Below are 24231 nucleotides of genomic sequence, written 5' to 3' on the forward strand. Positions count from 1 at the left end.
GGGCGGTAACTAGCTGGTCGATCCCAGCATGACAACGGGACGTTGGTACTGCGGACCACGGAAAATCTTTTCTGCGATAAACAGCAGCGTTATGGCAGAGCCAATCGGCAACGGAAGATAGTTTTGCCCGGCGCTTAAAAGCGGGAATTCCGCCACGGGCTGGTCCCACAGTTCAAGACAGAGATTGGTTCCGTACCAGAGGATAAACAGGCTTATCGCCACCAGCATTACGTCTGCGATTACCGAACAATAACGGCCGGAAGCATCACCCAAACGGTCAGTCACCATGCTCACCGCGATATGCGAGCCTGCGCGATAGCTTACCGCCGCGCCAATAAAGGTGAATGTCACCATACAAAGAATGGCGACGGGTTCTGGCCATGACAGGGCGTTATTCAGAACATAACGCGCGAATATGCCAATAGGGATAATGGCGACCATGACCAATAATGCGATACCGGCAATCCACATTGACACTCGATAAAGAAAATCCATTACCGATGAATAGCATTCACCCATAATCATCACCTCGAATTAATCAAAAGATTCAGGCGGAGGGTTGATATCCTCCACCTGATGAATTACTTCACATCCTGAATACGTTTGATCAAATCCTGGTGGTCTTTACCGTAATTATCCCGCACTGACTGCGTGGCTTTATAGAAATAGTCCGTATCAATATCGTGGAACTGAACGCCATTGGCTTTCATGGTCTCCAGCGATTTCGCATTATAATCCTGCCAAAGTTTGCGTTGCTCTACCTGGGCTTCTTTAGCGAGTTTAATAATGAGATCCTGGTCTTCTTTTTTCAACTTATCCCATTTAGCTTTCGAGAACAGAAAAAGCTCAGGAATAATAAAGTGTTTGCTCCAGGTATAGTTTTTCACGACCGGCAAATAGTTATGCGCAACAAACGTTGGCGGATTATTTTCCGTGCCATCAATAACGCCGGTCTGCATGCCGCTAAATACTTCACTGACGCCCATCACAACGGCGTTAGCGCCCATCGCTTTCAGGGTATCCAGCGCTATCGGACTTCCTTGAACGCGGATTTTCATACCGTGTAAATCTTCCGGTTTCACCACCGGATTTTTGGTGATTAGATTGCGCGTTCCGGCATCCATCCAGCCGAGGAACACCAGCCGCGATTTGGTGTTGGCCGTCAGACGGTCGCCAATCTCCTGACCGATCATGCCGTCGAGAACCTTATGCAGGTGGTCTTCATCGCGAAAAATATACGGCAGGGTAAAGACGTTAATTTCAGGGAGAATGGCGGCAACCGGCGTCATTGAAACGCGAATAATATCGATAGCGCCCAATTGCGCCTGTTCAATCATCTGTTTTTCATCACCTAACACGCCACCGGGAAATGTTTTAATCTCCAGACGACCGTCGGTCGCGGCGCTAAGTTTCTCCCCCATATGTTTGACGGCAACTACGTTCGGGTAATCAGCCGGATGCACATCTGCGGCGCGAAAGGTTTGTGCCAGCGTGGCATGACTCGCCAGTAATACAGACGCGCCAATACACAGACTTAACAGGTTTTTTGTCAGTTTCATTTGTCCTTCTCCAGAAGTTCATAATATCCATTAACAGGAATAGCTTGCAGAGCAAATGACTGCCGGAATTAAAAACGGGCAGCGAGAAACTTTCTTAACGACGTTACCTGCGCAGACTAACTGGTGTAACAATTTATTTCGATGACTGTGTTCACAAAAAATCGCAGATGCTTATAATTTTTAGCACGCTGTTTCATTTTTGCAACGCAGATCGTTTTATTGATAAAAAAGCAACGCAAAGAAGGGGATTTGATACTAATTGCCCGCGTTGGTATTTCAATAAAAATAAAACACCAATATTTCTGGAGAATATCTTTCGAATGAAAAAGAGAAATGCAGGATGGTATTAACACCATCCTGCAGAAGAGAAGTTGAGGATTACTGCCAGCCGTAGCGGCGGCTATAAAAACCTTTCACAAGCTGGGTTAATGTCATGTAACCCGCCAGAATCGCAACCAGCCACGGGAAGTAGCTCAGCGGCAGCGCCTGCAACTGCAGATAGCTGGCCAGCGGCGAGAACGGTAATGCAATGCCCACCACCATTACCACCAGCGTCATTAGCATCAACGGCCATGCGGCGCGGCTTTGGATGAACGGCACGCGACGGGTACGGATCATATGCACAATCAGCGTTTGTGACAGCAAGCCCACCACGAACCAGCCAGACTGGAACAATGTCTGATGCTCTGGCGTATTAGCATGGAACACGAACCACATCAGGCAAAATGTCAGAATGTCGAAGATCGAGCTGATCGGTCCAAAGAAGATCATAAAGCGGCCTAATTCAGCGGGATTCCAGCGCTGCGGCTTTTTGATCTGCTCTTCGTCGACATTATCAAACGGAATCGCCACCTGGGATACATCGTACAGCAGGTTCTGGATCAGTAAGTGCAGCGGCAACATCGGCAGGAACGGTAAGAAGGCGCTCGCCACCAGCACGCTAAACACGTTACCGAAGTTAGAACTGGCCGTCATTTTAATGTACTTCAGCATGTTAGAAAAAGTACGGCGTCCTTCGATCACCCCTTCTTCCAGCACCATCAGACTCTTTTCCAGCAGGATGATATCAGCAGCTTCACGCGCAATATCAACCGCGCCGTCAACGGAGATACCGATGTCCGCAGCGCGCAGCGCCGGGGCGTCGTTAATGCCATCGCCCATAAAGCCGACCACATGACCTTCGCGCTTGAGCAGCGTGACAATGCGCTCTTTATGCATCGGCGTCAGACGAGCAAACAGCGTGGTACGCTGGGCAAGTCGGGCCAGCTCATCGTCACTTAACCCCTCAATGCTGCTGCCGATAACCACATCGCCCGCATCCAGCCCCACTTCATGACACACTTTCGCCGCCACCAGCTCGCTATCGCCAGTGAGGATTTTCACCGTAATACCGCTGGCTTTCAGCGCTTTCAGCGCCGGCGCAGTAGTCTCTTTCGGCGGATCGAGGAACGCGATATAGCCTTCGAGGATCAGATCCGACTCATCAATACGCTGGTAATCACCTTCACGCGCGGGCAGGTACTTGGTGGCCACCGCCACTACGCGCAGCCCCTGGCGGTTCAGCGTGTCCGTGACGCGTTTCACCCGACGCAGCATGCCCTCATCCAGGGGGACAATCTCGCCGTTGTGGCGCACCTGGGTGCAAACGTTAAGGATCTCCTGCAACGCGCCTTTACATACCAGTTGATGCACATCGGTTTCTTCTGCGACCACCACCGACATGCGGCGGCGTTCGAAATCAAACGGGATCTCATCGATTTTCTGCCAGCGGGTTGAGAGCTGGCGGGCAGATTCTTCGTCCACCCCCTCCAGCACCGCCGTATCCAGCAGATTCTTCAGCCCGGTCTGATAATGGCTGTTCAGCCACGCAGAATGCAGGACGTGTTCGCTGGGCTTTCCTGAGATATCCGTGTGATTCTCTAGCACAATTTTATCCTGAGTCAGGGTACCGGTTTTATCAGTGCACAGGATATCCATTGCGCCAAAGTTTTGGATGGCGTCGAGGTGTTTGACGATGACCTTTTGTTTTGACAGCTTCACCGCCCCGCGCGCCAGCGTCGAGGTGACGATCATTGGCAGCATTTCCGGGGTCAGTCCCACTGCCACAGACAGGGCAAACAGCGCCGCTTCCCACCAGTCGCCTTTGGTATAGCCGTTGATGATGAGCACAATGGGCGCCATCACCAGCATAAAGCGGATCAGCAGCATGCTGACGCGGCTGATCCCTTTCTGGAATGCATTTTGCTCGCTTTCCTGCTCGCTGACGCGGCCCGCCAGTTGCCCAAACCAGGTATTAGCTCCGGTTGAAATCACGATGGCCTGTGCCGTGCCGCTCACCACGTTGGTGCCCATAAAGCACAGGGTATCGCATTCCAGCGGGTTGCTTTGCTGCGGGTCGCGGCTGGTTGCAACTTTCTCCACCGGCAGCGATTCACCGGTCAGCGAAGCCTGGGCCACGAACAGGTCACGCGCCTGCACCACGCGCAGATCGGCCGGGATCATATCTCCTGCCGCCAGCTTGATAATATCGCCGGGAACCAACTGGTCGATCGGCAGTTCAACCCAGCCATTCTCCCCTTTCTCGTTAATAACGCGCAGTACCGTGGCGGTGTTGCTGACCATCGCTTTCAGCGCATCTGCCGCTTTGGTGGAACGCGCCTCCTGCACAAAATTCAGCAGCGTAGAGATGACGACCATCAGCGCGATGACGCCAGCGGCAAACAGATCTTCGGTGGCATAGGAAATCGCACCGAGGATGGTCAGCAGAATGTTAAACGGGTTACGGTAGCAGACCCACAGATGCACCCACCATGGCGACGGCTTCTGCGCCGGCAACTGGTTCTCGCCATGTAATTCGCGAGCGTTTTCCACTTCCGCGGCGTTCAACCCTTCCGGGTGCGTGCCGAACGTTTTCCACAGCGCTTCTTCGTCCATCAGGGCCATTTTCAGGCAATGTTCGCTCAGCGATGGCGGGATCGGCGTGCTGGCAACGGTCTGGGCATTAGGCAACGGATCGCGATGCACCAGACGATGCGGTAAATGGCGGTTTAGTCGGGCAAACAACTGGCGAGTCATATTTTTGAACATAGGCAGTCCCTCTGCACCAGTATAAACAGGCGCAGTAAATCCTTCAGGCGTGGCAAGGCCTTGCCTGATGGCAATTATTAAATCACAACAGGGACGTCAGAACGTCACTGTCTTACTGTTCCGGTAAGACAGTGAAAGACAGGCTTACCGGAAAGGGTTGTTTCTCCGTCTCGGGAGAGGGGTGGGATCGGGATCCATATAGCCTCCGGTAAGTGAATGATTTGCGCTGCGGATTATACGCAGAAAACCATAAGGTTTGTGGCAATTATGGCGATATGATAAACCATGGAAACTAAACCAAACGTATACCAGACTTTGCCCATTGCACCGCGCTTGAGTAAAGTTATTCTCTATTTGGCATAACTTCACACGCAACACGGGAAAACAGGATGCAAAACCGGCTGACAATTAAAGACATCGCCCGCTTAAGCGGCGTGGGAAAATCGACCGTTTCCCGTGTGCTTAACAATGAAAGCGGCGTGAGCGAACGCACGCGCGAACGCGTTGAAGCGGTGATGAACCAGCACGGTTTTTCCCCTTCCCGCTCCGCACGCGCCATGCGCGGTCAAAGTGATAAGGTGGTGGCGATTATCGTCACGCGTCTGGACTCGCTTTCGGAAAATCTCGCGGTGCAAACCATGCTACCGGTCTTTTATGAGCAGGGCTACGACCCGATCATGATGGAAAGCCAGTTCTCGCCCGAGCTGGTTGAGGAGCACCTCGGCATGCTCAGACGCCGCAATATTGACGGCGTGGTGCTGTTTGGTTTTACCGGCATTACTGAATCCATGCTCGCCTCCTGGCAGGATTCGCTGGTGCTGCTGGCAAGAGATGCGAAAGGCTTTGCCTCGGTCTGCTATGACGATGAGGGCGCCATTCGCACCCTGATGCAGCGTTTATACGATCGCGAGCATCGCCAGATCAGCTTTCTTGGCGTTCCTCATAGCGACGTAACCACCGGTAAGCGCCGCCATGAAGCCTACCTGGCGTTCTGTAAGAAACACAAACTGCACCCCGTCGCCGCGCTGCCGGGTCTGGCCATGAAGCAGGGCTATGAGCAGGCCGCCAACGTCATCACCCCAGAAACCACCGCTTTAGTCTGCGCGACGGATACCCTCGCCCTTGGGGTCAGTAAATATTTGCAGGAGCAGCGAATAGAGAACCTGCAGCTGGCGAGCGTGGGCAGCACGCCGCTGATGAAATTCCTCCATCCGGAAATTATCACCGTCGATCCAGGATACGCTGAAGCCGGACGACAAGCGGCCTCACAGCTGGTCGAGCAGATCAACGGCCGTAGCGAACCACGACAAATCGTTATACCTTCCGCCCTCTCCTGATCGCTTTCTGAGCGTTAATTTGTGATCTTCGCTGCGTTTCGGGAACGTTCCCATTTTTAAAATTTCATCGACGATATACTCTGGCGCCAACAACGAGAGAGTTGCCGAATGACGACGCTACAGCGTCTTTTCCGGTCTACGGGGAACACACATCATCATGAGCAAAATAAAACAAGCAGACATCGACCGGCTGATTGAGCTGGTAGGCGGGCGCGACAATATCGCCACGGTGAGTCACTGCATTACTCGCCTGCGTTTTGTGCTGAATCAGCCTGCGAATGCCAGGCCGAAAGAGATCGAACAATTGCCGATGGTCAAAGGCTGCTTCACCAACGCCGGACAGTTTCAGGTGGTGATTGGCACCGAGGTGGGCGATTACTACCAGGCGCTGTTGGCGACAACCGGGCAGGCCAGCGCCGACAAAGAGCAGGCGAAAAAGGCCGCGCGACAGAATATGAAATGGCACGAACAGCTCATTTCTCATTTTGCGGAGATCTTCTTCCCGCTGCTGCCTGCGCTTATTAGCGGCGGCCTGATCTTAGGTTTCCGTAACGTGATCGGCGATCTGCCCATGAGCAACGGGCAGACGCTGGCGCAGATGCATCCTTCGCTGAAAACCCTTTATGACTTCCTGTGGCTGATTGGCGAAGCGATCTTCTTCTATCTGCCGGTCGGGATCTGCTGGTCGGCGGTGAAAAAAATGGGCGGTACGCCGATCCTCGGAATTGTACTGGGCGTGACCCTGGTTTCTCCGCAGTTAATGAACGCCTATCTGCTCGGCCAGCAGGTACCTGAAGTGTGGAACTTCGGCCTGTTCAGCATTGAGAAAGTCGGCTATCAGGCGCAGGTTATTCCGGCACTGCTGGCCGGACTGGCGCTCGGATTTATTGAAACGCGCATGAAACGCATCGTGCCGGATTATCTGTATCTGGTGATCGTCCCGGTGTGCTCGCTGATCCTTGCGGTATTCCTTGCGCACGCCTTTATCGGTCCGTTTGGCCGCATGATCGGCGACGGTGTCGCGTTTGCGGTCCGGCATCTGCTGACCGGCAGCTTTGCCCCGATCGGCGCGGCGCTGTTCGGCTTCCTGTACGCACCGCTGGTGATCACCGGCGTGCATCAGACCACGCTGGCTATCGACATGCAAATGATTCAGAGCATGGGCGGTACGCCGGTATGGCCGCTGATCGCACTGTCGAATATCGCCCAGGCCTCTGCGGTGGTCGGGATCATTATCTCCAGTCGTAAACACAACGAACGTGAAATCTCCGTTCCTGCCGCAATCTCCGCTTATCTTGGGGTAACTGAACCGGCAATGTACGGGATCAACCTGAAATACCGCTTCCCGATGCTGTGCGCGATGATCGGCTCCGGTCTCGCCGGACTGCTGTGCGGCCTGAACGGTGTGTTGGCGAATGGGATTGGCGTCGGCGGCTTGCCGGGCATCCTCTCCATTCAGCCGACCTACTGGCAGGTCTTTGGTATGGCGATGGTCATTGCGATTGTTATCCCAATGGTACTGACCTCATTCGTTTACCAGCGTAAATACCGTCTGGGTACATTACAAATTGTCTAACTTTTCTTCGGGGCGCAGTTGCGCCCCAGCGTATTTTCAGGAAACAACCATGAATATTCCCCACTGGTGGCAAAACGGCGTTATCTATCAGGTTTACCCCAAGAGTTTTCAGGACACCACCGGCAGCGGCACCGGCGATTTACGCGGCGTAACGCAGCGTCTCGACTATCTGCAAAAGCTGGGGGTCGATGCCATCTGGCTGACGCCGTTCTATATTTCGCCGCAGGTTGATAACGGCTACGACGTCGCGGATTACATGTCTGTCGATCCGGCCTACGGTACGCTTGCAGACTTTGACGAACTGGTAGCGCAGGCAAAAGCGCGCGGTATCCGTATTATTCTTGATATGGTGTTTAACCACACCTCAACTCAGCACGCCTGGTTTCGTGAAGCGCTGGATAAAGACAGCCCGTATCGTCAGTTTTATCTCTGGCGCGACGGCACGCCAGACAGCCCGCCGAATAACTGGCGTTCCAAATTTGGCGGCAACGCCTGGGGTTGGCACGCCGAAAGCGAGCAGTACTATCTGCACCTCTTTGCTCCGGAGCAGGCCGACCTGAATTGGGAAAACCCGGCGGTCCGTGCCGAGCTTAAGAAAGTGTGCGAGTTCTGGGCCGATCGCGGCGTGGACGGGCTGCGTCTCGACGTGGTGAATCTTATCTCTAAAGATCAGGACTTCCCGAACGATCCTGACGGCGATGGCCGCCGTTTTTATACGGACGGACCGCGCGCGCATGCGTTTTTACGCGAGATGAACCGCGACGTCTTCACACCCCGCAACCTGATGACGGTCGGGGAAATGTCGTCCACCACGCTGGAAAACTGCCAGCAGTATGCCGCACTCGATGGCAGCGAACTGTCGATGACCTTTAACTTCCACCACCTGAAAGTGGATTACCCCAACGGTGAGAAGTGGACGTTAGCAAAACCCGACTATGTGGCGCTCAAAACCCTGTTCCGCCACTGGCAGCAGGGTATGCACAATCAGGCATGGAATGCGCTGTTCTGGTGTAACCACGATCAGCCGCGCATCGTGTCGCGTTTTGGCGATGAAGGGAAATACCGCGTTCCGTCGGCCAAAATGCTGGCGATGGTGCTGCATGGCATGCAGGGCACCCCCTACATCTACCAGGGGGAAGAGATTGGCATGACCAACCCGCATTTCCGCCAGATTACCGATTATCGCGATGTGGAAAGCCATAACATGTTTGCCACCCTGAACGGCCAGGGACGCGATGCGCAAGAGCTGCTGGCGATCCTCGCCAGCAAATCCCGCGATAACAGCCGCACGCCGATGCAATGGGATGCCAGCAAACACGCGGGCTTCACCGCGGGTCAGCCGTGGATCGATCTGTGTGACAACGCGGCGGATATCAACGTAGCGGCAGCGCTGAGTGATACCGACTCGGTGTTCTATACCTATCAGAAGCTGATCGCCTTACGCAAAGCGGAGCCAGTTATCACCTGGGGCGACTACCAGGATCTGCTGCCGGACAGCCCGCATCTGTGGTGCTATCAACGAGAGTGGCAAGGCCAACGGCTGCTGGTGATTGCTAATTTGAGCGATACCGTCCAGAACTGGCAGCCGACCCAAACCGACGGAAACTGGCAGGTGCTAATGCACAACTATGCCGAAGTCGCCAGCCAACCTGCAGACATGACGCTACGTCCTTTTGAAGCCGTCTGGTGGGTGCAAAAATAGCTTGCAATTATGTTCTGGCCCGGTACGCATAGCGCTGCCGGGCTTTGTTACATACGCTTAGCTTACCCTTCTGTTTTTGCTGAATAAATAATCAGAATTTTCTACCTACAATTTACAATCGGCTGTACTGCCCGTCATCTGTACGCTCCGATTTTTACTTTGCGCTACATCAAAAAAATCGTAAACATCCTTGATGCAAATCACTACATATAGAACTTAAAATGCACGCCGACCCAATATGTTGTATTAATCGACTACAATTGCTACAACTACAGTGCACCGCTTGACGGTGGAATTGTGGATAAAGTGGGTCAGGATTGCGGGAAGTCATTGGCAATAGAGATGAATAAAGCCATGGCCGCTTCCCCAACCTCTGTGGATAACCTGTTCTTATAAATATGGAGTGATCATGACACCGCATGTGATGAAACGAGATGGCTGTAAAGTGCCGTTTAAATCAGAGCGCATCAAAGAAGCCATTCTGCGTGCAGCTAAAGCAGCGGGAGTCGATGACGCAGATTACTGTGCCACCGTCGCAGAAGTCGTTAGTAGCCAGATGAATGAGCGCAGCAAGGTCGATATCAACGAGATCCAGACAGCGGTAGAAAACCAGCTGATGTCTGGCCCGTATAAACAACTCGCCCGTGCGTACATCGAATATCGCCACGACCGTGATATACAGCGTGAAAAACGTGGCCGTCTGAACCAGGAAATTCGTGGTCTGGTTGAGCAAACCAACTCTGCTCTGCTGAATGAAAACGCCAACAAAGACAGCAAAGTGATCCCGACCCAGCGCGACCTGCTGGCCGGTATCGTTGCCAAACACTACGCACGTCAGCACCTGCTGCCGCGTGATGTCGTCCAGGCGCACGAGCGTGGTGATATTCACTATCACGACCTCGACTACTCTCCGTTCTTCCCAATGTTTAACTGCATGCTGATCGACCTGAAAGGCATGCTGACGCAGGGTTTTAAAATGGGTAACGCGGAGATTGAACCGCCAAAATCCATCTCTACCGCGACCGCCGTCACCGCGCAAATCATCGCGCAGGTTGCCAGCCATATTTATGGCGGCACCACCATTAACCGTATTGACGAAGTTCTCGCACCGTTCGTGACCGAGAGCTTTAACAAGCATCGCAAAACCGCTGAAGAGTGGCAGATCCCGGACGCCGACGGCTATGCGCATTCCCGTACCGAGAAAGAGTGCTACGACGCCTTCCAGTCGCTCGAGTATGAAGTGAATACCCTGCATACCGCCAACGGTCAGACGCCGTTTGTTACCTTCGGTTTTGGTCTGGGAACCAGTTGGGAATCGCGTTTGATCCAGCAGTCCATTCTGCGTAACCGCATTGCTGGCCTGGGTAAAAACCGTAAAACTGCGGTCTTCCCGAAACTGGTGTTCGCGATTCGTGACGGCCTGAACCACAAGTTTGGCGATCCGAACTACGACATCAAACAGCTGGCGCTGGAGTGCGCGAGCAAGCGTATGTATCCGGACATCCTGAACTACGATCAGGTAGTCAAAGTCACCGGTTCGTTCAAAACGCCAATGGGCTGTCGCAGCTTCCTCGGCGTGTGGGAAAACGAGAACGGCGAACAGGTTCACGATGGCCGTAACAACCTCGGCGTTATCAGCCTCAACCTGCCGCGTATCGCGCTGGAAGCCCATGGCGATGAAGCCACCTTCTGGAAACTGCTCGACGATCGTCTGGTGCTGGCGCGTAAAGCGCTGATGACCCGTATTGCGCGTCTGGAAGGCGTGAAAGCTCGCGTTGCGCCAATTCTGTATATGGAAGGTGCCTGCGGCGTGCGTCTGAAAGCGGACGATGATGTGTCAGAAATCTTTAAAAACGGTCGCGCGTCCATCTCTCTGGGCTACATCGGCATTCACGAGACCATCAACGCGCTGTTTGGCGACAAGCACCTGTACGACAGTGAGCAGCTTCGCGCCAAAGGTATCGCCATTGTGGAACGCCTGCGTCAGGCGGTCGATCAGTGGAAAGACGAGACCGGTTACGGCTTTAGCCTGTACAGCACGCCAAGTGAAAACCTGTGCGATCGTTTCTGCCGTCTGGATACCGCCGAGTTTGGCGTAGTGCCGGGTGTCACCGACAAAGGTTACTACACCAACAGCTTCCACCTCGACGTGGAGAAGAAGGTAAACCCGTACGACAAGATCGATTTCGAAGCGCCGTACCCGCCGCTGGCAAGCGGAGGCTTCATTTGCTACGGCGAATACCCAAATATTCAGCACAACCTGAAAGCGCTGGAAGACGTCTGGGATTACAGCTATCAGCACGTGCCGTATTACGGGACCAACACGCCCATCGATGAATGCTACGAGTGCGGCTTTACCGGCGAGTTCGAATGCACCAGCAAAGGCTTCACCTGCCCGAAATGTGGTAACCACGACGCGGCCCGCGTGTCGGTCACCCGCCGCGTATGCGGTTATTTAGGCAGCCCGGACGCGCGTCCGTTTAACGCTGGTAAGCAGGAAGAAGTGAAGCGCCGCGTTAAGCATTTAGGCAATGGGCAGATAGGTTAATTTCCGTTTGCAAAGGCCGTAGGCCTGATAAGACGCAATAGCGTCGCCATCAGGCATCACAATGTTGCCGGATGCGGTGCAAGCACCTTATCCGGCCTACATGCTTTCTGGACATCCTCTATGCAATACCACCAATATTACCCCGTCGATATCGTCAATGGCCCTGGAACCCGCTGCACCCTGTTTGTCTCCGGGTGCGTGCACGAATGCCCCGGTTGCTATAACAAAAGCACCTGGCGGCTCAATTCCGGCGAACCGTTTACCAAAGAGATGGAAGATAAGATCATTGCCGATCTGAACGACACGCGCATTCACCGTCAGGGGATTTCGCTGTCCGGCGGCGATCCGCTACATCCGCAAAACGTGCCGGATATTCTGCAACTGGTACAGCGTATTCGCGCTGAGTGTCCGGGAAAAGATATCTGGGTGTGGACCGGCTACAAGCTTGAGGAACTCAACGCTGCGCAAATGCAGGTGGTGGATCTCATCAACGTGCTGGTCGACGGCAAATTTGTGCAGGATCTGAAAGACCCGGCGCTGATCTGGCGCGGCAGCAGCAACCAGGTGGTACATCATTTGCGTTAACACGCGATCTGGAGAGGCTTTTTCACAGCCTCTCCGTCCATTTGCTCATTCGCGACTGCGCTTTACCTGTGGCATCAATGGCGCGCCCATCCGGCAACCAGCGTTGCGCCTCACCTTTCATTATCCCCTTTTCATAAGATAAACGCTGGGCAAGCGTCCCGTCCGGGTAAAACTGTTCGCTGAGAGAGTGGCGCAGCCCTTGCTGCCACTGTTCACGTAGCTGTACCTGCCCGGAAGGATAAAAGCTGTGGCATTCGCCGTGCAGTTGACCGTTAAGCCACTGCTCTTCTCGCAGTAGCTCACCGTTTTCCGAGAAGTAACGAGCAATACCGTCCGGCTTGCCCTCACGATACGCCTGCTGCATGGCAAGCTGGCCGTTAGGATGCCAGCGCTCCATCATCCCGTTCAGCATCCCCTGCTGGTAACGCAGAACCGCCAGCAGGCGTCCGTTTTCTTCAATTCGCGTTTCACCGTTAAGCTGGTCGTTTGCGAAATTCGCTCGTAGCAGGGTGCTATCCTGTTGATACTCCTGCGTATCGCTCATCAGTTAATCTTCACCATCCCGCCCTTAATCATCAGCATCCCGCCGCCATCCACAGTCTGAGTGGCGCTGGCTTTGCTGGTGAGCGTGGCCTTCGCTTCGTGGGTTATCGTCGCGGCCTTTTGAGTCAGCGAGGCTTTCGCTTCACTGGCGATGTTGGTGGCATCCAGCTTCATACTGCCCGATGCGCTGGCGTTAAGACCCGCCCCGCTCTTGATGTCCAACGTTTTGCCGCTCTCCAGGGTTAGCGTACCGCTGACCTTAATCGTCAGGTTGCCGTCGACGTTCAGCGTGTAGTTGCCCTTTACCTTATGCGTCTGGTTGCCGTCGATGGCGTGTTCCTGATCGCCCTTCACCGTGACGCTGCGCTTCTCTTTTACCTCCAGCGTGTCGCTGCCTTTTTCAATTTTCACCGTCCGGTTGCCTTTTTTTAGGGTGACGGTTTCGTTGCCCTCTTCAATAGTGCGCGTACGATCGTTTTTGACGCTCTGAATGTCGTCATGGCTGATAGTCGTTTTGCTGTCGTTGAGCACGGTGAGCTGGAAGTCTTTCTGCGCCTGCATCGCCAGCAGTTCGGCATCTTTTTTATCGTCGAAGCGCAGTTCGTTAAAACCTTTTTCGCTGTGGGTTTTTATCCCGGACTGGGTTTGATTCGCCGGAAGCGCGTACGGCAACGCATTCGCGCCGTTATACACACAGCCGGTAATGAGCGGTTTATCCGGGTCGCCGTCGATAAAGCTCACCACCACTTCCTGACCGATGCGCGGGATAAACTGCGCGCCAAAGCCATTGCCGCTCCAGGCGGTGGCGACCCGCAGCCAGCAGGAGCTGGTTTCGTCGCTTTTACCCTCTCTGTCCCACGGGAACTGCACCTTCACCCGACCAAGCTTATCGGTCCAGATCTCTTCTCCGCTTTTACCCACCACCAGCGCCGTCTGCGTATGCATAAAGGGCTGCGGCGTCACGGCAAGCGGGCGATACGGCGTGGCCTTCGGGATGGCGGTGAAGCGGTTGCGATAATGTTCACCGTCGTACTCGTGGCTGACGGCGGTGATTAGCCAGTCGATGTTTAGCACCTTGTCATCGTGATCGGTTAAGGTGAACCAGTGCCCGGCCATCAGCGCCGCACAGTCGCTTTCACCGACCAGCTGTTTGGCCTGCGCCTTCAGGGCATTAACCTTCCACGCCGCCAGCGCGTCGCCTTCGGCTTTAACGCTAAAACGCCCCGGATGCTGATACTGCATCCCGCCCTTCTTCTCCCCGGCCTGTGCAAACAGCGCGGCTTTTGGCTGTTCATAGTTATAGTCGCTGCTCTGGAAGCCCTGCGCGGTGGCCTGCAAACGCAGCTGTGCCGAACGAATCATGCCGGTTTCCCGTGCGCCGCTTGCTGCGGCCTGATACTTGACCTTTTTATCGCCAGTAATCGGCGGGAAGGCGCTGTTGTCATCCGCCAGCACCAGCGTGTGCTTGCCTGCTGCGTGGGTGAAGAACCAGAAGATGCCCTCCTGCTCCAGCAGCCGTGAGACAAAATTAAAATCGCTTTCGTTATATTGCAGGCAGTATTCACGCTTCGCCGGTTTGCTTTTCAACTGGAATGTGTAGTCGGTAAACCCGGCGTCTTTAAACACCTTTTGGACGATCTCCTGCACACTGAGGTTCTGAAACACGCGGTTGTTGCTGGCGAGCGTCAGCCACCACAGCCAGGGGCGCAGCACAAACTGGTAGCGATCGGCATTGCTGGTCGCCGGAAGCTGGTGCGCCTCGGCAATCAGACCGTCGTAATCGGCGTCGTTGATGGTGGCGGTCAGATGGGTCGCCAGCGCGGCATCCAGCGTTAACGGCGCAGAGGTGGTTCCCGCGACGGTGGCGGTGATCAGGCTGTTAAGTTGTGAGTCGGTTTGCGCGGTGACGGCGACCAGATCGGTTAATGTTGGGGAGGTAAGCTTGATGATGGTGGAATCTGACATATGAAATTCCTTTTATATTTGTCGAGTACGTTATGCCCGGTGGCGCTACGCTTACCGGGCCTACAGTATGTGCAGTCTTTGTAGGCCGGATAAGGCAAAGCCGCCATCCGGCAGTTCTGCATTCAATTTGAAAATAACAACACATCAATTGATTAGGGAACAATTTCATGTTGTTCTGATAGTTCTGTATCTGCATGAATATGGAATCGCATTCTCTGATTTGTATTAATTGCGCCAATCCACATATGCCTAATCATATTTTCAGATGCATATTTTCTTTTTGCATGCCGTAAAATTCTTATGAATGTAAACTGATCATCTTGTTCATACGAATATATGTATCGAGATGTATTATATGTTCTTGTTACTTGTCTTGAAGGGTGAACAAAGCTACAAGATATTTCTATGCATCTTCCATTATGTGGCATATTAATTCCTCAATAATTATCCCATCACTTCCCCAACCACCAGATTCTCAACATCCCTGGCCCCCACTCCCTTACATTTCTCCATTACTCTTTCGACCAATCCATCCTCCATATTTAATTTTTCTCCCGTCGCCACTAAATATCGCTGCGCTAATTTCTCCAGTTTCGCCAGCACAATCCCCTTCAATATCTCCTCATCCAGTGCGCGATAGGCCACCGTGGTCATCCTTGCTAAAAACGCCGGGCGGAAATGGGTTAAAAGTTCCTCGCGCAGCGCCTCGTTAAACCGCTCGCGGTTTAATTCAGCCGCAGGCGTGTCGAGAATTAATTCCGCCCCGACGTTGCTGGTCGCCAGCATTACCGTATTTTTGAAATCGACGATTAGTCCGGTGCCGTCTTCCATTACGCCTTTGTCGAAGACGTTATAGAACGCCTCCAGCACGTCCGGGTGCGCCTTTTCTATTTCGTCGAGCAGCACCACCGAATAGGGGCGACGGCGCACCGCTTCGGTTAACGCCCCACCGCTGCCGTAGCCCACGTAGCCCGGCGGCGCGCCTTTCAACTGGCTGACGGTGTGCGCTTCCTGGTATTCAGACAGGTTGATGGTTATCAGATTGCGTTCACCGCCGTACAGGGCGTCGGCCAGCGCATAGGCGGTTTCGGTTTTGCCGACGCCGGTTGGCCCTACCAGCAGGAACACGCCGACCGGCTTTTGCGGATCGGTCAGGCCGCTGCGATAGGCGCGCAGACGTTGGGCGATGGTCTCCAGCGCTGCCTGTTGACCCATTACCCGAGCACTCATCCGTTCAACCAGCGTACGCAGAGCGTGGGCTTCGTCGGTGAGCATCTGCCCAAGCGGAATGCCCGTCCAGCCGCCGATCACCGCCGCCACCGTGGCGGGATCGACACAATCCGGCACTAGCGGCACCTCGTCGCGCAGTTGGGCAGCGGCGGTTTCCAGTTTTCCAATCAGCGCCGCACACTCCACCAGCTCTTGCTCCAGTTCCTCGTCATCGTCCAGCCGCGCACTGAGATCCAGCATCCGCTGGCGCGTCGCCAGTAGTTCGCCGACCCGCTGACGCTCATCCTGCCAGCGCCCTTCCACTTCCCGCGCCTGAAGACGCAATTTCTCCGCCAGCGCCTCCAGTTCACACAGTCGGTCGTGATGATCGACGCCCACCAGCAACTCGCGGTTGAGGCGTTCACTCTCTTCTTCGATGGCCGCCTGCTGCTGACGGATCTCCTCAAGCTGGGGCGGCACATCATGCTGCGCCAGCGCCACTCTTGCGCAGGCGGTGTCGAGCACGCTGATGGCTTTGTCCGGCAGTTGGCGCCCGGAGATGTAGCGCTGCGACAGACGCACCGCCTCGCGGATGGCGGTATCGAGGATCTGCACGCCGTGGTGTGCCTCGAGCTTGTCGGCCACCGCCCGCAGCATCACCACCGCGCTGTTCTCGTCCGGTTCCTCGATCTGGATACGCTGAAAACGCCGGTCCAGCGCCGGATCCTTTTCGAAATATTTTTTGTACTCCTGCCAGGTGGTCGCGGCGATGGTGCGCAGTTCCCCACGCGCCAGCGCCGGTTTCAGCAGGTTGGCGGCGTCGCTGCCGCCCTCGGCGCCGCCCGCGCCAATCAGCGTGTGGGCTTCGTCGATAAATAAAATGATCGGTTGCGGGGATTTTTTTACCGCGTCGATCACCCCTTTCAGCCGCTGTTCAAATTCACCTTTCACGCCCGCGCCCGCCTGCAACAGGCCGAGATCCAGCGACAGCAGAGCGACATCGCGCAGCGGCGGCGGCACACTTCCTTCGGCAATGCGTCGCGCCAGCCCTTCAGCGACGGCGGTTTTGCCCACCCCCGGCGCGCCAACCAGAATCGGGTTGTTTTGCCTGCGGCGCAGCAGGATGTCGATACACTGGCGGATCTCCGCGTCGCGCCCGATGATCGGATCGATCAGCCCTTCCCGCGCGTCACGGGTCAGATCGTGGGTGTATTGATCCAGCACGCCGCCTTCACGCTCCGGGTGTTCTCCCGTATGCGTGTCGCTTAATTCTTCAACAGAGCCACGACACCAGCTCTGCCACTGGCTTTCCATCACCCCCGCCGGAAGCTGCAAAAGCAGCGGCATTCCCTGCGCCAACTGGGCGCGCAGACGTTCTCGGGTGAGTAAGGCTTGCAGCAACAACGCTGAACGGACCTTCAACAGACGCTGGAAAGCCGCCAACAAAACCGCCCCTTCCAGCAACTCCACCAGTTGCACGGAAAATACCGGCATCCGCGTGCAGCCCGATTTAAACTGCGCCTGGGCGCTATGGATCTCTTCGCGCAGCGTGTCGACGGAAATCGCCGCGCCGCTCAGGCAATACGCGAGATCACAGTGTTCATCATCGAGCAATGCCAGCAGCAGATGCTCCGGCTCAACAAACCAGTGTCCCTGCGCCCGGCTGCGTTCGGCGGCCTGCTCCAGCGCACGAAAGCAAACCGGATTCAGTCGTTGTACCAGCGCTTTTAAGTCCATGCGTTGTTCTCCTCAAGTTGCTGTTGGCAGTGAAACACGGCGGGTTTACGCCCTGCCAGTTGAGCGGTATAGCCCAAACGCGGCGGCGTATCGCGGCTCAGGCAGTGGTCAAGATTTAGCGTCCCGCGCATCATCAGTTGCAGTGTTATCCCTGGGCCAAACCAGATTTGCCCCAGTTTGCTGAGCTGAAGAAAGGCTTGCCCATCGGATAAAAACGCCCGCCACCGGGTGGGGCTTTCAGCATGCAGGTGCACCCGCAGCGCCGCATGCTGATTCCAGATCCGTCGCCCGGCGACGCTGTTGCGCCCCAGCCGACATCCCGTCCGGCTTATGGATGCCTGCGGCAAAGGCTGCCAGCGGCCGACAAACTCTTCGACATGCACGGTGACGTTCAGTACGGCCTCGACCAGCGCCACAAATCCAGCCGCAGAACGCCTGCGATTCGTCAGGCTGCCGCATTGCATCAGCAGGCTCTGCACCTGCGCAGACTCATGCTTTTCCATAGCATCAAGCCTGAAACCACACAGTGCCCGCATCACCGACAGCCCCGGCGCGTTCTCGCGGCGCGCGTAGGGCGTAGCCAGCCGATACAGGCTCAGGCTTCGGTAGTGATGCTGAATAAAACGCTGTTGAAACATAAAGATAAAATCCTGCGGTGCGCTGTTTTTATCCTGCGTCGCCTGCTGCAGCCATTCCAGCCAGCCGTAGGGCAGTACGCCATCCGCACCTCCCGGCCCGAGGCTACGCACATGGAGAACGTCGTTGTTCAGCGCGCCGAGTTCCGCAGGCGCAAACGCCAGCCCCAGCTCGCCCCGCAGTTCGGGCGTGTCGCCGCTCGCGTGTAAAATCCTGAGGCACTGCTCCAGCGAAAAGCGCCACGGCTCGCCCTTAAGTTGCGCCATTACGCTATCAGCGCGGTCTGTTCGACGTCTGTCCATAGCGACAGCTCCTCCCCTTCATCCAGCAATACCGTACGTACAAAGCAGTTAGCGGTCGCGTTACGCGCCAGAAAACGGGCGACAATCCCCGCAAACAACAGCCGACTGTTGCCCGTAAATGCCTGTGGGTCGAGGGTCAGCGTCAGCCGAATACCGTTATGCCAGCCGCGCCAGGCATCGCCTCCGCGGTGCTCGCTAACCCGCTGGCAACACATCTCGCGGATGCCATTTATCTGTTGCCAGACGGCGGGTGACGCAGAGGAAGGGGCATACAGCGCCAACAGCTCTTTGAGCGAGTCCAGAGCCCTCTCTCCCTCGGTCAATGAAAGGTGATTGAGCGCCAGCGAAGAAAGCAGTTTCCAACGCGCATCTCGCTGCAAGGCGGGCGCAGAAGGCGTGGTCGGCGTTCCCAATAAATGCACCTGCGCGACCGGACCAGGGACTTCAAAGGTCAGAGGCGTTCCCGCACAAAGCTGTGCAGCCTTGTTACCGTTACTGCACCAGAGCGTCGCCGTCAGGCTTGTCTCTTCGTCCGGAGCAAACGGGTCGAAGCGGCTGTCCACCAGGGTTAACCACAGCGCATTGCCCTGCTGGGGGTTGCGCCGCGCATGCCAGAACCAGCGGGACTCGCTATGCCCGCGGGCCGAGTAATATGCAGGCACGCACCAGGCCTCCTCACGGCGGCTCATCCACAGCGTCTGTACACGGTAGATCTGTACATGGTGATCGTGATGATCGGCCACCAGCCGATGCTCGCTGCGAGTATGCCCGGCGATCAGTGGCTCAGAGGTCCGGGTGAAAAGGTTAACGATTGGCACACAGCCCAGACGAATATCACCCGAGTGAATATGCTGTGCCCCCGGCGGAGCGCGATCGAAAGGAATGCACAAGGTCATGCCATCGCCATCCTTCGTCGGCGGCAGCGGCAAATCAAAATACATCAGCGCCTGCGGACAGTTCATCCAGGCACTGAGCGCCAGCACGCTGGACTCTACGCCCGGTTCGCAGGGCAAAATCTTTTCGGCATTCAGCAGGCCAATGGGATGTGGGCGCAGCGGCCCGATGACATGGGCGTACAACAAATCAAACAGCGTGGCGTTGATTTGCGGCGAGCCGCTGAGATGAATGCGCAACTGTGTTACCGCCAACGTTGAAAACTGATGTGGCGGCAGGCAACGTAGCTGAATCCGCAACGCGCCGCGCGCCCGCATCAGCCCGGTTAACTGCCGGGCCTGGGCCGCATCACACCAGCTAACATCTTCAATCTCAATAGGCCACAGCGTTTGCGCCAGCGCGGTACGCCACCAGACCGTCTTACCGCTTTCCGTTAGCGCGTAAAGCGGCGTTCCGGCTGGAAGGGCGTAACCCCGACTCAAATCGCCTGCCAACGGATCCGCAGTAAAACTGGCGGTAGCAGAGGAAGGAAACGGTCGTATGGCATGGGGAGAAAGCTGCTCCAGTAGCGATTCGCACAGTTCACCGAAGCCGTCGTCAAGGCGCTGATGCAGCCTGGCGCTTTGCAGAGCGAAGCCTTCTAATAGCCGTTCAACATGCGGATCCGGGCAATCAAATTCGCTCAGCCGCAGACGAGAGGCTACGTGCGGGTGCCGATGGGCGAACTCCCCGCTGGCTTTTCGCAACCATCGCAATTCCTGCAGATAATTTTCCAGCAATCGATCGTCCATTGATCTCCCCCTTTCGCGGGTTATTGCCAACTGCCGTTTTGATACGCCAGACTCAGCGTCAACGGGTCGTCATCGTTCCACAGCATCGCTTCAATGCGTAGCGCCAGCGTCTGATGATGCGCATCCTTCACGCTGATAGTTAGCGCCTGGATCCGCGGCTCGTTGCGTAAAATGGCTGCGCGTAGCCGGCGACAATACCAGCTAAGCACTCGTTCATCGCCCGCGTTCAGTCCATGCCATTCCGGGACGCCCCAGGCAAGCAGCAGCGGCAACGCGTCATCATCCGCAGGAGCGCGGGAGTTGAACAATCGCCTCAGCTCCCGGCACACCGACTCGCGCGGCGTAACACCTTCATCCATCAGTCTGTCGAACAATGCAACCGGGATGGATGATTTCATCATCAACCACCATTTTTATTCATCGCCATATCCCAGGTCGACGCCGCCGCACCTTTCTCCGCCCCTTCTAATTTTTGGGCCTTCAATTCCCATTTAATTTTGCTGAAGTTTAGGGATAGCGTTTCAACAGGTTTACCGCCCGAGCCGCCGCTGACGCTGATATGTGAAATCAATACGTTGTCGAGGGTATAGACAATAAACGGCAGCACCGAATCGCCATCATTGCGACATAGCGTTAAAACAGCCTGCGTAATCATTTTCCCGGAACAACAGTAAAGATTAAGTTCAGGAGTGGAAATATCGACAAATTTGGTCAGTGACATCTCCCCCACATGCGCCCGACCAGACGTACGGTTGGTGTTACTCACATCATTAGTAACCTGCATCGCAACATTATGGCTGAAGGACATAATTTCAATTTGGTCTACATATCCATCAACGTTGCTGTCACCTTTGATCGGATCAATCTTTAAAAAAATAGCATCCATAGAATCTTCCCTTATGTAATTAAGCCGATACAGGCGGTGGCAATTCCGCCACCAGGCGGATAGATGTGGTCAATTCTTCCAGTTGGAAATGAGGGCGCAGGAATACCACCGCGCGATAGACACCAGGTTTGCCGGGAACATCCAGTACGTCTATCCGTGCTTCGCGCAACGGATATTGCGCCTTGATCTCCTGCGGTGCTGTGTCGCTGAGTAGCACGTAACTGGCAATCCAGTTATTGAGGAATCGCTCAACATCTTCGCGACTCAAAAAACTGCCGACTTTGTCGCGCATAATGACTTTCAGGTAGTGCGCAAAGCGGGAGGCGGCAAGGACGTACGGCAGCATCGCCGAGATCCGCGCATTCGCGTTGGCTTCAGGCGTGTTGTAGATTTTTGCCTGGTTGGTGGTTTGCCCGCCAAAAAACGCGGCGGTATTCGTATTCTTTTTATGACACAGGGCGATGAACCCAAGATCGTTCAACTCTTTTTCACGGCGATCGGTAATGGCTACCTCCGTCGGACAGCGCAGACTGATATCACCGGATGGCGTAGAGAAAGTATGCGCCGGGAGGCCTTCCACCAGTCCGCCACCTTCTGCGCCACGAATCGCCGCGCACCAGCCATATAAAGCAAACGCCTCGGTAATGCGATTGGCCAGTACCCAGGCGGCATTCCCCCACAGGTATTTGCTGGCATCGAGGCCGTTAACGTCCTCGATAAAGTTTACCCCGTCTACCGGCACCGTATCCGGCCCGTAGGGCAGACGCTGTAAAACGTGCGGCAGCACCAGCGAGACATAGCGCGAGTCGTCGCTTTCACGGAAAGCTCGCCATTTGATCATCTCGGTGCTTTCGAAGATCTTCGCCAGATCGCGTGGCACGCTCAGCTCAGCGAACGATCCCATATCAAACAAGCGCGGGCTGGCAGCGGCAATAAACGGCGCATGAGCGGCCGCCGCAACCTGAGATATTTTCTCCAGTAGCGCCACGTCCTGCGGATGACGGCCAAACTCAAAATCCCCCACCAGCACGCTGTAAGGGTTACCGCCAAAGGTGCCGTACTCATCTTCGTACAGCTTTTTGAACAGCGTGCTCTGATCGAACTCAACCGCTTTTTCCAGATCGTCCTGCAACTCTTTGCGCGAGACATTCAGCAGTCGTAACTTCAATCGCGTACTGGTTTCAGTGTTCATTACAAACTGATGCAACCCGCGCCAGGAAGACTCCAGCTTCTGGGTATCCGGATGATGCAACACCTCATTCAACTGGGCGCTGATAAGCTCATCGATCTGCGCAATACGGTGGTTGATCATCGCCACAGTGTCGCTTCCGATCGCCATTCCTTCATCGAGGATTTGCGTCGCCAGCTCTTCCAGCATGTCCCGCGCATAGGTTTGTTGCAGCTCATCACGAGCCATCCGTCCTTCCTGAATAATGCGGTCCAGTACGCTCAGCGTAACGGTCTGTCCACCCGTTTCAGTTTGTTCTTGCACATTCTCCATTGCTCTTCTCCTTTTCCGTCACGCGTTTTCAGCTGGTTTTTCTTCAGCAGCAGGTCTTAACGCCTGAAGTTCTGCGTTATCGTTTACCACCTGCTGTAACAACGCATCCAAATCGTCGTTACCATCCAGTTTGGTGAGGAGGTCGCGCAAGCGTTGGCGGGCGAGGAAAAGACGCTGGAGGGGTTTAACCTGATTGATAATATTGAGCGGCGAAAAGTCGTCGAACTCGTTAAAGCGCAGCTCAACGTTCAATTTGCTGCCATCATTAGCCAGACGATTTTCTACCTGAACCGCCAGACGAGGTGAGATGGAGGAAAGCACATCATCGAAATTATCACGATCGATTTCGACGAATCGCCGCTCACGTAATTTAGCGGGTGGGGATGCTGGATGCCCGGATAAATCAGCCAGAATACCAACAACTAAGGGAAGTTCTTTTTTCTCAATCGCCCCACCCGTTTCCACATCATACGTTATTTGTACGCGCGGCGGCCTAATACGGTTGAGTTTATGCTGTATGCTCTCGGCCATATTTAATCCTTTTTTATTGCAATAGTATCCCTGGTACGATATTTGCCGCACCATTATTCGAAAAGTGATATTCATGAATAACTACCTGCAATATAAAAAACATAACAAAAAATAAATATCAACTTAATTTTTTGTTTTTTACACAAAAATAAAACATTTGATAAAAATCAATTAACTTAAAATCAACCAATAAAAATCAACAAGTTACATGAAAAGTTAATTAAAAATAATACTTTGCGCGGGAAATATAAATCACATGAATATTTAAATGTTAACGAATTTTATTACTTCAGATTCGTCCAATAATGATTTAAGTCAAAAACAGAACCGTTGCTATTAATTACCTTCTTAAGGAAGATATAAAAGGATTTTATATGACAAACGGCCTACGCCATCCAGCCAGCATAATATTATTCAGTATTTTAATTTTACTGAGTAGCGGCTATTCATTGTGGCAAAACCGTGTGGCATTTAATGATGTGGTCATTGAAACCGTAGCAGATGCAAACGATAACACGCCAGTCGCAGTGGATATTGTCGCGGTTGCCGATAACGCGTTGCTGCCAACCGTACAAACGCTTAGTGCAACACAATGGTTTAACGCCAAATCACAACTGCTGCGCGATAGCCCTGACGGGCTGCACGTTTGGTCGCTGGAGCTGGTGCCGAATTCGCGTTTTGTGACCAAAAGCTCCCCTCTGCAGGGCGTTAAGGCAGAAGCAATTCTGCTGTTTGCCCGCTACAGCAGCGCAGGAGAACACCGCTTAAGACTGGATAAAGCAGATTCATTGCATCTGCTGCTAATGACGGATGAAGCAGTCCCGGCCCCCTGAACAAGGAAA

19 protein-coding genes are annotated in these 24231 nt (G+C 54.5%); 6 read left to right on the forward strand and 13 right to left on the reverse strand.

What is annotated here, in order from left to right; all coding sequences use genetic code 11:
• Positions 1-9: 9 nt before the first annotated feature.
• The 4 genes from OGV77_RS11375 to mgtL form a co-directional block, all read right to left on the reverse strand.
• Positions 10-519, reverse strand: a complete 510-nt coding sequence (locus tag OGV77_RS11375) for a TRAP transporter small permease (RefSeq protein WP_087051777.1) — start codon at positions 517-519, stop codon at positions 10-12.
• 62 nt (positions 520-581) lie between these two features.
• Positions 582-1559 (reverse strand): TRAP transporter substrate-binding protein, encoded by a 978-nt coding sequence (locus OGV77_RS11380; protein WP_043018239.1) that lies wholly within the window; start codon positions 1557-1559, stop codon positions 582-584.
• A gap of 378 nt (positions 1560-1937) precedes the next feature.
• Entirely contained in the window at positions 1938-4646 is a 2709-nt protein-coding gene (gene mgtA, locus OGV77_RS11385) for a magnesium-translocating P-type ATPase (RefSeq protein WP_087051776.1), read from the reverse strand.
• 144 nt (positions 4647-4790) lie between these two features.
• On the reverse strand, positions 4791-4844 hold the full coding sequence (gene mgtL, locus OGV77_RS24740) for a mgtA regulatory leader peptide MgtL (protein ID WP_191229402.1): 54 nt from the start codon (positions 4842-4844) through the stop codon (positions 4791-4793).
• 191 nt (positions 4845-5035) lie between these two features.
• Here mgtL and treR point away from each other — a divergent pair, with 191 nt between their 5' ends.
• The 5 genes from treR (at position 5036) to nrdG (ending at position 12394) form a co-directional block, all read left to right on the forward strand.
• On the forward strand, positions 5036-5983 hold the full coding sequence (gene treR / locus OGV77_RS11390) for a trehalose operon repressor TreR (RefSeq protein ID WP_075145281.1): 948 nt from the start codon (positions 5036-5038) through the stop codon (positions 5981-5983).
• A 157-nt stretch (positions 5984-6140) separates the two neighbouring features.
• Positions 6141-7559: a PTS trehalose transporter subunit IIBC gene (gene treB, locus OGV77_RS11395; protein ID WP_043018236.1), complete on the forward strand. Its 1419-nt coding sequence runs from the start codon at positions 6141-6143 to the stop codon at positions 7557-7559.
• A gap of 49 nt (positions 7560-7608) precedes the next feature.
• A complete protein-coding gene (treC, locus tag OGV77_RS11400; RefSeq protein WP_087051775.1) occupies positions 7609-9261 on the forward strand; it encodes an alpha,alpha-phosphotrehalase in 1653 nt (550 codons plus the stop codon).
• 409 nt (positions 9262-9670) lie between these two features.
• Entirely contained in the window at positions 9671-11809 is a 2139-nt protein-coding gene (nrdD, locus tag OGV77_RS11405; protein ID WP_043018234.1) for an anaerobic ribonucleoside-triphosphate reductase, read from the forward strand.
• A 120-nt stretch (positions 11810-11929) separates the two neighbouring features.
• Positions 11930-12394, forward strand: coding sequence for an anaerobic ribonucleoside-triphosphate reductase-activating protein (gene nrdG / locus OGV77_RS11410; RefSeq protein ID WP_047406606.1), 465 nt, complete (start codon positions 11930-11932; stop codon positions 12392-12394).
• Positions 12395-12416: 22 nt separating this feature from the next.
• On the opposite strand, the gene OGV77_RS11415 is transcribed toward nrdG, so the two are convergent.
• The 9 genes from OGV77_RS11415 to tssB all read right to left on the reverse strand — a co-directional run bounded on the left by OGV77_RS11415 (position 12417) and on the right by tssB (position 23389).
• On the reverse strand, positions 12417-12938 hold the full coding sequence (locus OGV77_RS11415; protein WP_087051774.1) for a toxin-antitoxin system YwqK family antitoxin: 522 nt from the start codon (positions 12936-12938) through the stop codon (positions 12417-12419).
• Positions 12938-14902, reverse strand: coding sequence for a type VI secretion system Vgr family protein (locus OGV77_RS11420; protein WP_087051773.1), 1965 nt, complete (start codon positions 14900-14902; stop codon positions 12938-12940). The genes OGV77_RS11415 and OGV77_RS11420 overlap by 1 nt, the downstream gene beginning before the upstream one ends.
• A gap of 444 nt (positions 14903-15346) precedes the next feature.
• Positions 15347-17848: a type VI secretion system ATPase TssH gene (gene tssH, locus OGV77_RS11425; protein ID WP_087051772.1), complete on the reverse strand. Its 2502-nt coding sequence runs from the start codon at positions 17846-17848 to the stop codon at positions 15347-15349.
• The gene (gene tssG, locus OGV77_RS11430) at positions 17839-18786 is read right to left on the reverse strand and encodes a type VI secretion system baseplate subunit TssG (RefSeq protein WP_087051794.1); all 948 of its coding nucleotides are present in this window, start codon (positions 18784-18786) and stop codon (positions 17839-17841) included. The genes tssH and tssG overlap by 10 nt, the downstream gene beginning before the upstream one ends.
• Positions 18750-20471, reverse strand: coding sequence for a type VI secretion system baseplate subunit TssF (gene tssF / locus OGV77_RS11435; protein ID WP_087051771.1), 1722 nt, complete (start codon positions 20469-20471; stop codon positions 18750-18752). Before tssF ends, tssG begins: the two co-directional genes overlap by 37 nt.
• A gap of 20 nt (positions 20472-20491) precedes the next feature.
• On the reverse strand, positions 20492-20872 hold the full coding sequence (tssE, locus tag OGV77_RS11440) for a type VI secretion system baseplate subunit TssE (RefSeq protein ID WP_045447450.1): 381 nt from the start codon (positions 20870-20872) through the stop codon (positions 20492-20494).
• On the reverse strand, positions 20872-21357 hold the full coding sequence (locus OGV77_RS11445) for an Hcp family type VI secretion system effector (protein ID WP_043018228.1): 486 nt from the start codon (positions 21355-21357) through the stop codon (positions 20872-20874). The genes tssE and OGV77_RS11445 overlap by 1 nt, the downstream gene beginning before the upstream one ends.
• Before the next feature lie 19 nt (positions 21358-21376).
• Positions 21377-22858, reverse strand: coding sequence for a type VI secretion system contractile sheath large subunit (tssC, locus tag OGV77_RS11450; RefSeq protein ID WP_051642785.1), 1482 nt, complete (start codon positions 22856-22858; stop codon positions 21377-21379).
• An 18-nt stretch (positions 22859-22876) separates the two neighbouring features.
• The gene (gene tssB / locus OGV77_RS11455) at positions 22877-23389 is read right to left on the reverse strand and encodes a type VI secretion system contractile sheath small subunit (RefSeq protein WP_043018227.1); all 513 of its coding nucleotides are present in this window, start codon (positions 23387-23389) and stop codon (positions 22877-22879) included.
• Between the two features lie 374 nt (positions 23390-23763).
• Between tssB and OGV77_RS11460 the strand changes: the two genes are divergently transcribed.
• A complete protein-coding gene (locus OGV77_RS11460) occupies positions 23764-24222 on the forward strand; it encodes a T6SS protein Cts2N (RefSeq protein WP_286502657.1) in 459 nt (152 codons plus the stop codon).
• The last annotated feature ends 9 nt before the right edge of the window (positions 24223-24231 follow it).

It is taken from the genome of Citrobacter sp. Ce129, from assembly GCF_030334545.1.
Taxonomy (GTDB): domain Bacteria; phylum Pseudomonadota; class Gammaproteobacteria; order Enterobacterales; family Enterobacteriaceae; genus Citrobacter; species Citrobacter europaeus.

Bases quoted from the DNA above. Each gene is read 5' to 3' on its own strand.
- OGV77_RS11375 (WP_087051777.1), bottom strand. From the start codon at position 519: ATGGGTGAATGCTATTCATCGGTAATGGATTTTCTTTATCGAGTGTCA.
- OGV77_RS11380 (WP_043018239.1), bottom strand. From the start codon at position 1,559: ATGAAACTGACAAAAAACCTGTTAAGTCTGTGTATTGGCGCGTCTGTA.
- mgtA (WP_087051776.1), bottom strand. From the start codon at position 4,646: ATGTTCAAAAATATGACTCGCCAGTTGTTTGCCCGACTAAACCGCCAT.
- treR (WP_075145281.1), top strand. From the start codon at position 5,036: ATGCAAAACCGGCTGACAATTAAAGACATCGCCCGCTTAAGCGGCGTG.
- treB (WP_043018236.1), top strand. From the start codon at position 6,141: ATGAGCAAAATAAAACAAGCAGACATCGACCGGCTGATTGAGCTGGTA.
- treC (WP_087051775.1), top strand. From the start codon at position 7,609: ATGAATATTCCCCACTGGTGGCAAAACGGCGTTATCTATCAGGTTTAC.
- nrdD (WP_043018234.1), top strand. From the start codon at position 9,671: ATGACACCGCATGTGATGAAACGAGATGGCTGTAAAGTGCCGTTTAAA.
- nrdG (WP_047406606.1), top strand. From the start codon at position 11,930: ATGCAATACCACCAATATTACCCCGTCGATATCGTCAATGGCCCTGGA.
- OGV77_RS11415 (WP_087051774.1), bottom strand. From the start codon at position 12,938: ATGAGCGATACGCAGGAGTATCAACAGGATAGCACCCTGCTACGAGCG.
- OGV77_RS11420 (WP_087051773.1), bottom strand. From the start codon at position 14,902: ATGTCAGATTCCACCATCATCAAGCTTACCTCCCCAACATTAACCGAT.
- tssH (WP_087051772.1), bottom strand. From the start codon at position 17,848: ATGGACTTAAAAGCGCTGGTACAACGACTGAATCCGGTTTGCTTTCGT.
- tssG (WP_087051794.1), bottom strand. From the start codon at position 18,786: ATGGACAGACGTCGAACAGACCGCGCTGATAGCGTAATGGCGCAACTT.
- tssF (WP_087051771.1), bottom strand. From the start codon at position 20,471: ATGGACGATCGATTGCTGGAAAATTATCTGCAGGAATTGCGATGGTTG.
- tssE (WP_045447450.1), bottom strand. From the start codon at position 20,872: ATGATGAAATCATCCATCCCGGTTGCATTGTTCGACAGACTGATGGAT.
- OGV77_RS11445 (WP_043018228.1), bottom strand. From the start codon at position 21,357: ATGGATGCTATTTTTTTAAAGATTGATCCGATCAAAGGTGACAGCAAC.
- tssC (WP_051642785.1), bottom strand. From the start codon at position 22,858: ATGGAGAATGTGCAAGAACAAACTGAAACGGGTGGACAGACCGTTACG.
- tssB (WP_043018227.1), bottom strand. From the start codon at position 23,389: ATGGCCGAGAGCATACAGCATAAACTCAACCGTATTAGGCCGCCGCGC.
- OGV77_RS11460 (WP_286502657.1), top strand. From the start codon at position 23,764: ATGACAAACGGCCTACGCCATCCAGCCAGCATAATATTATTCAGTATT.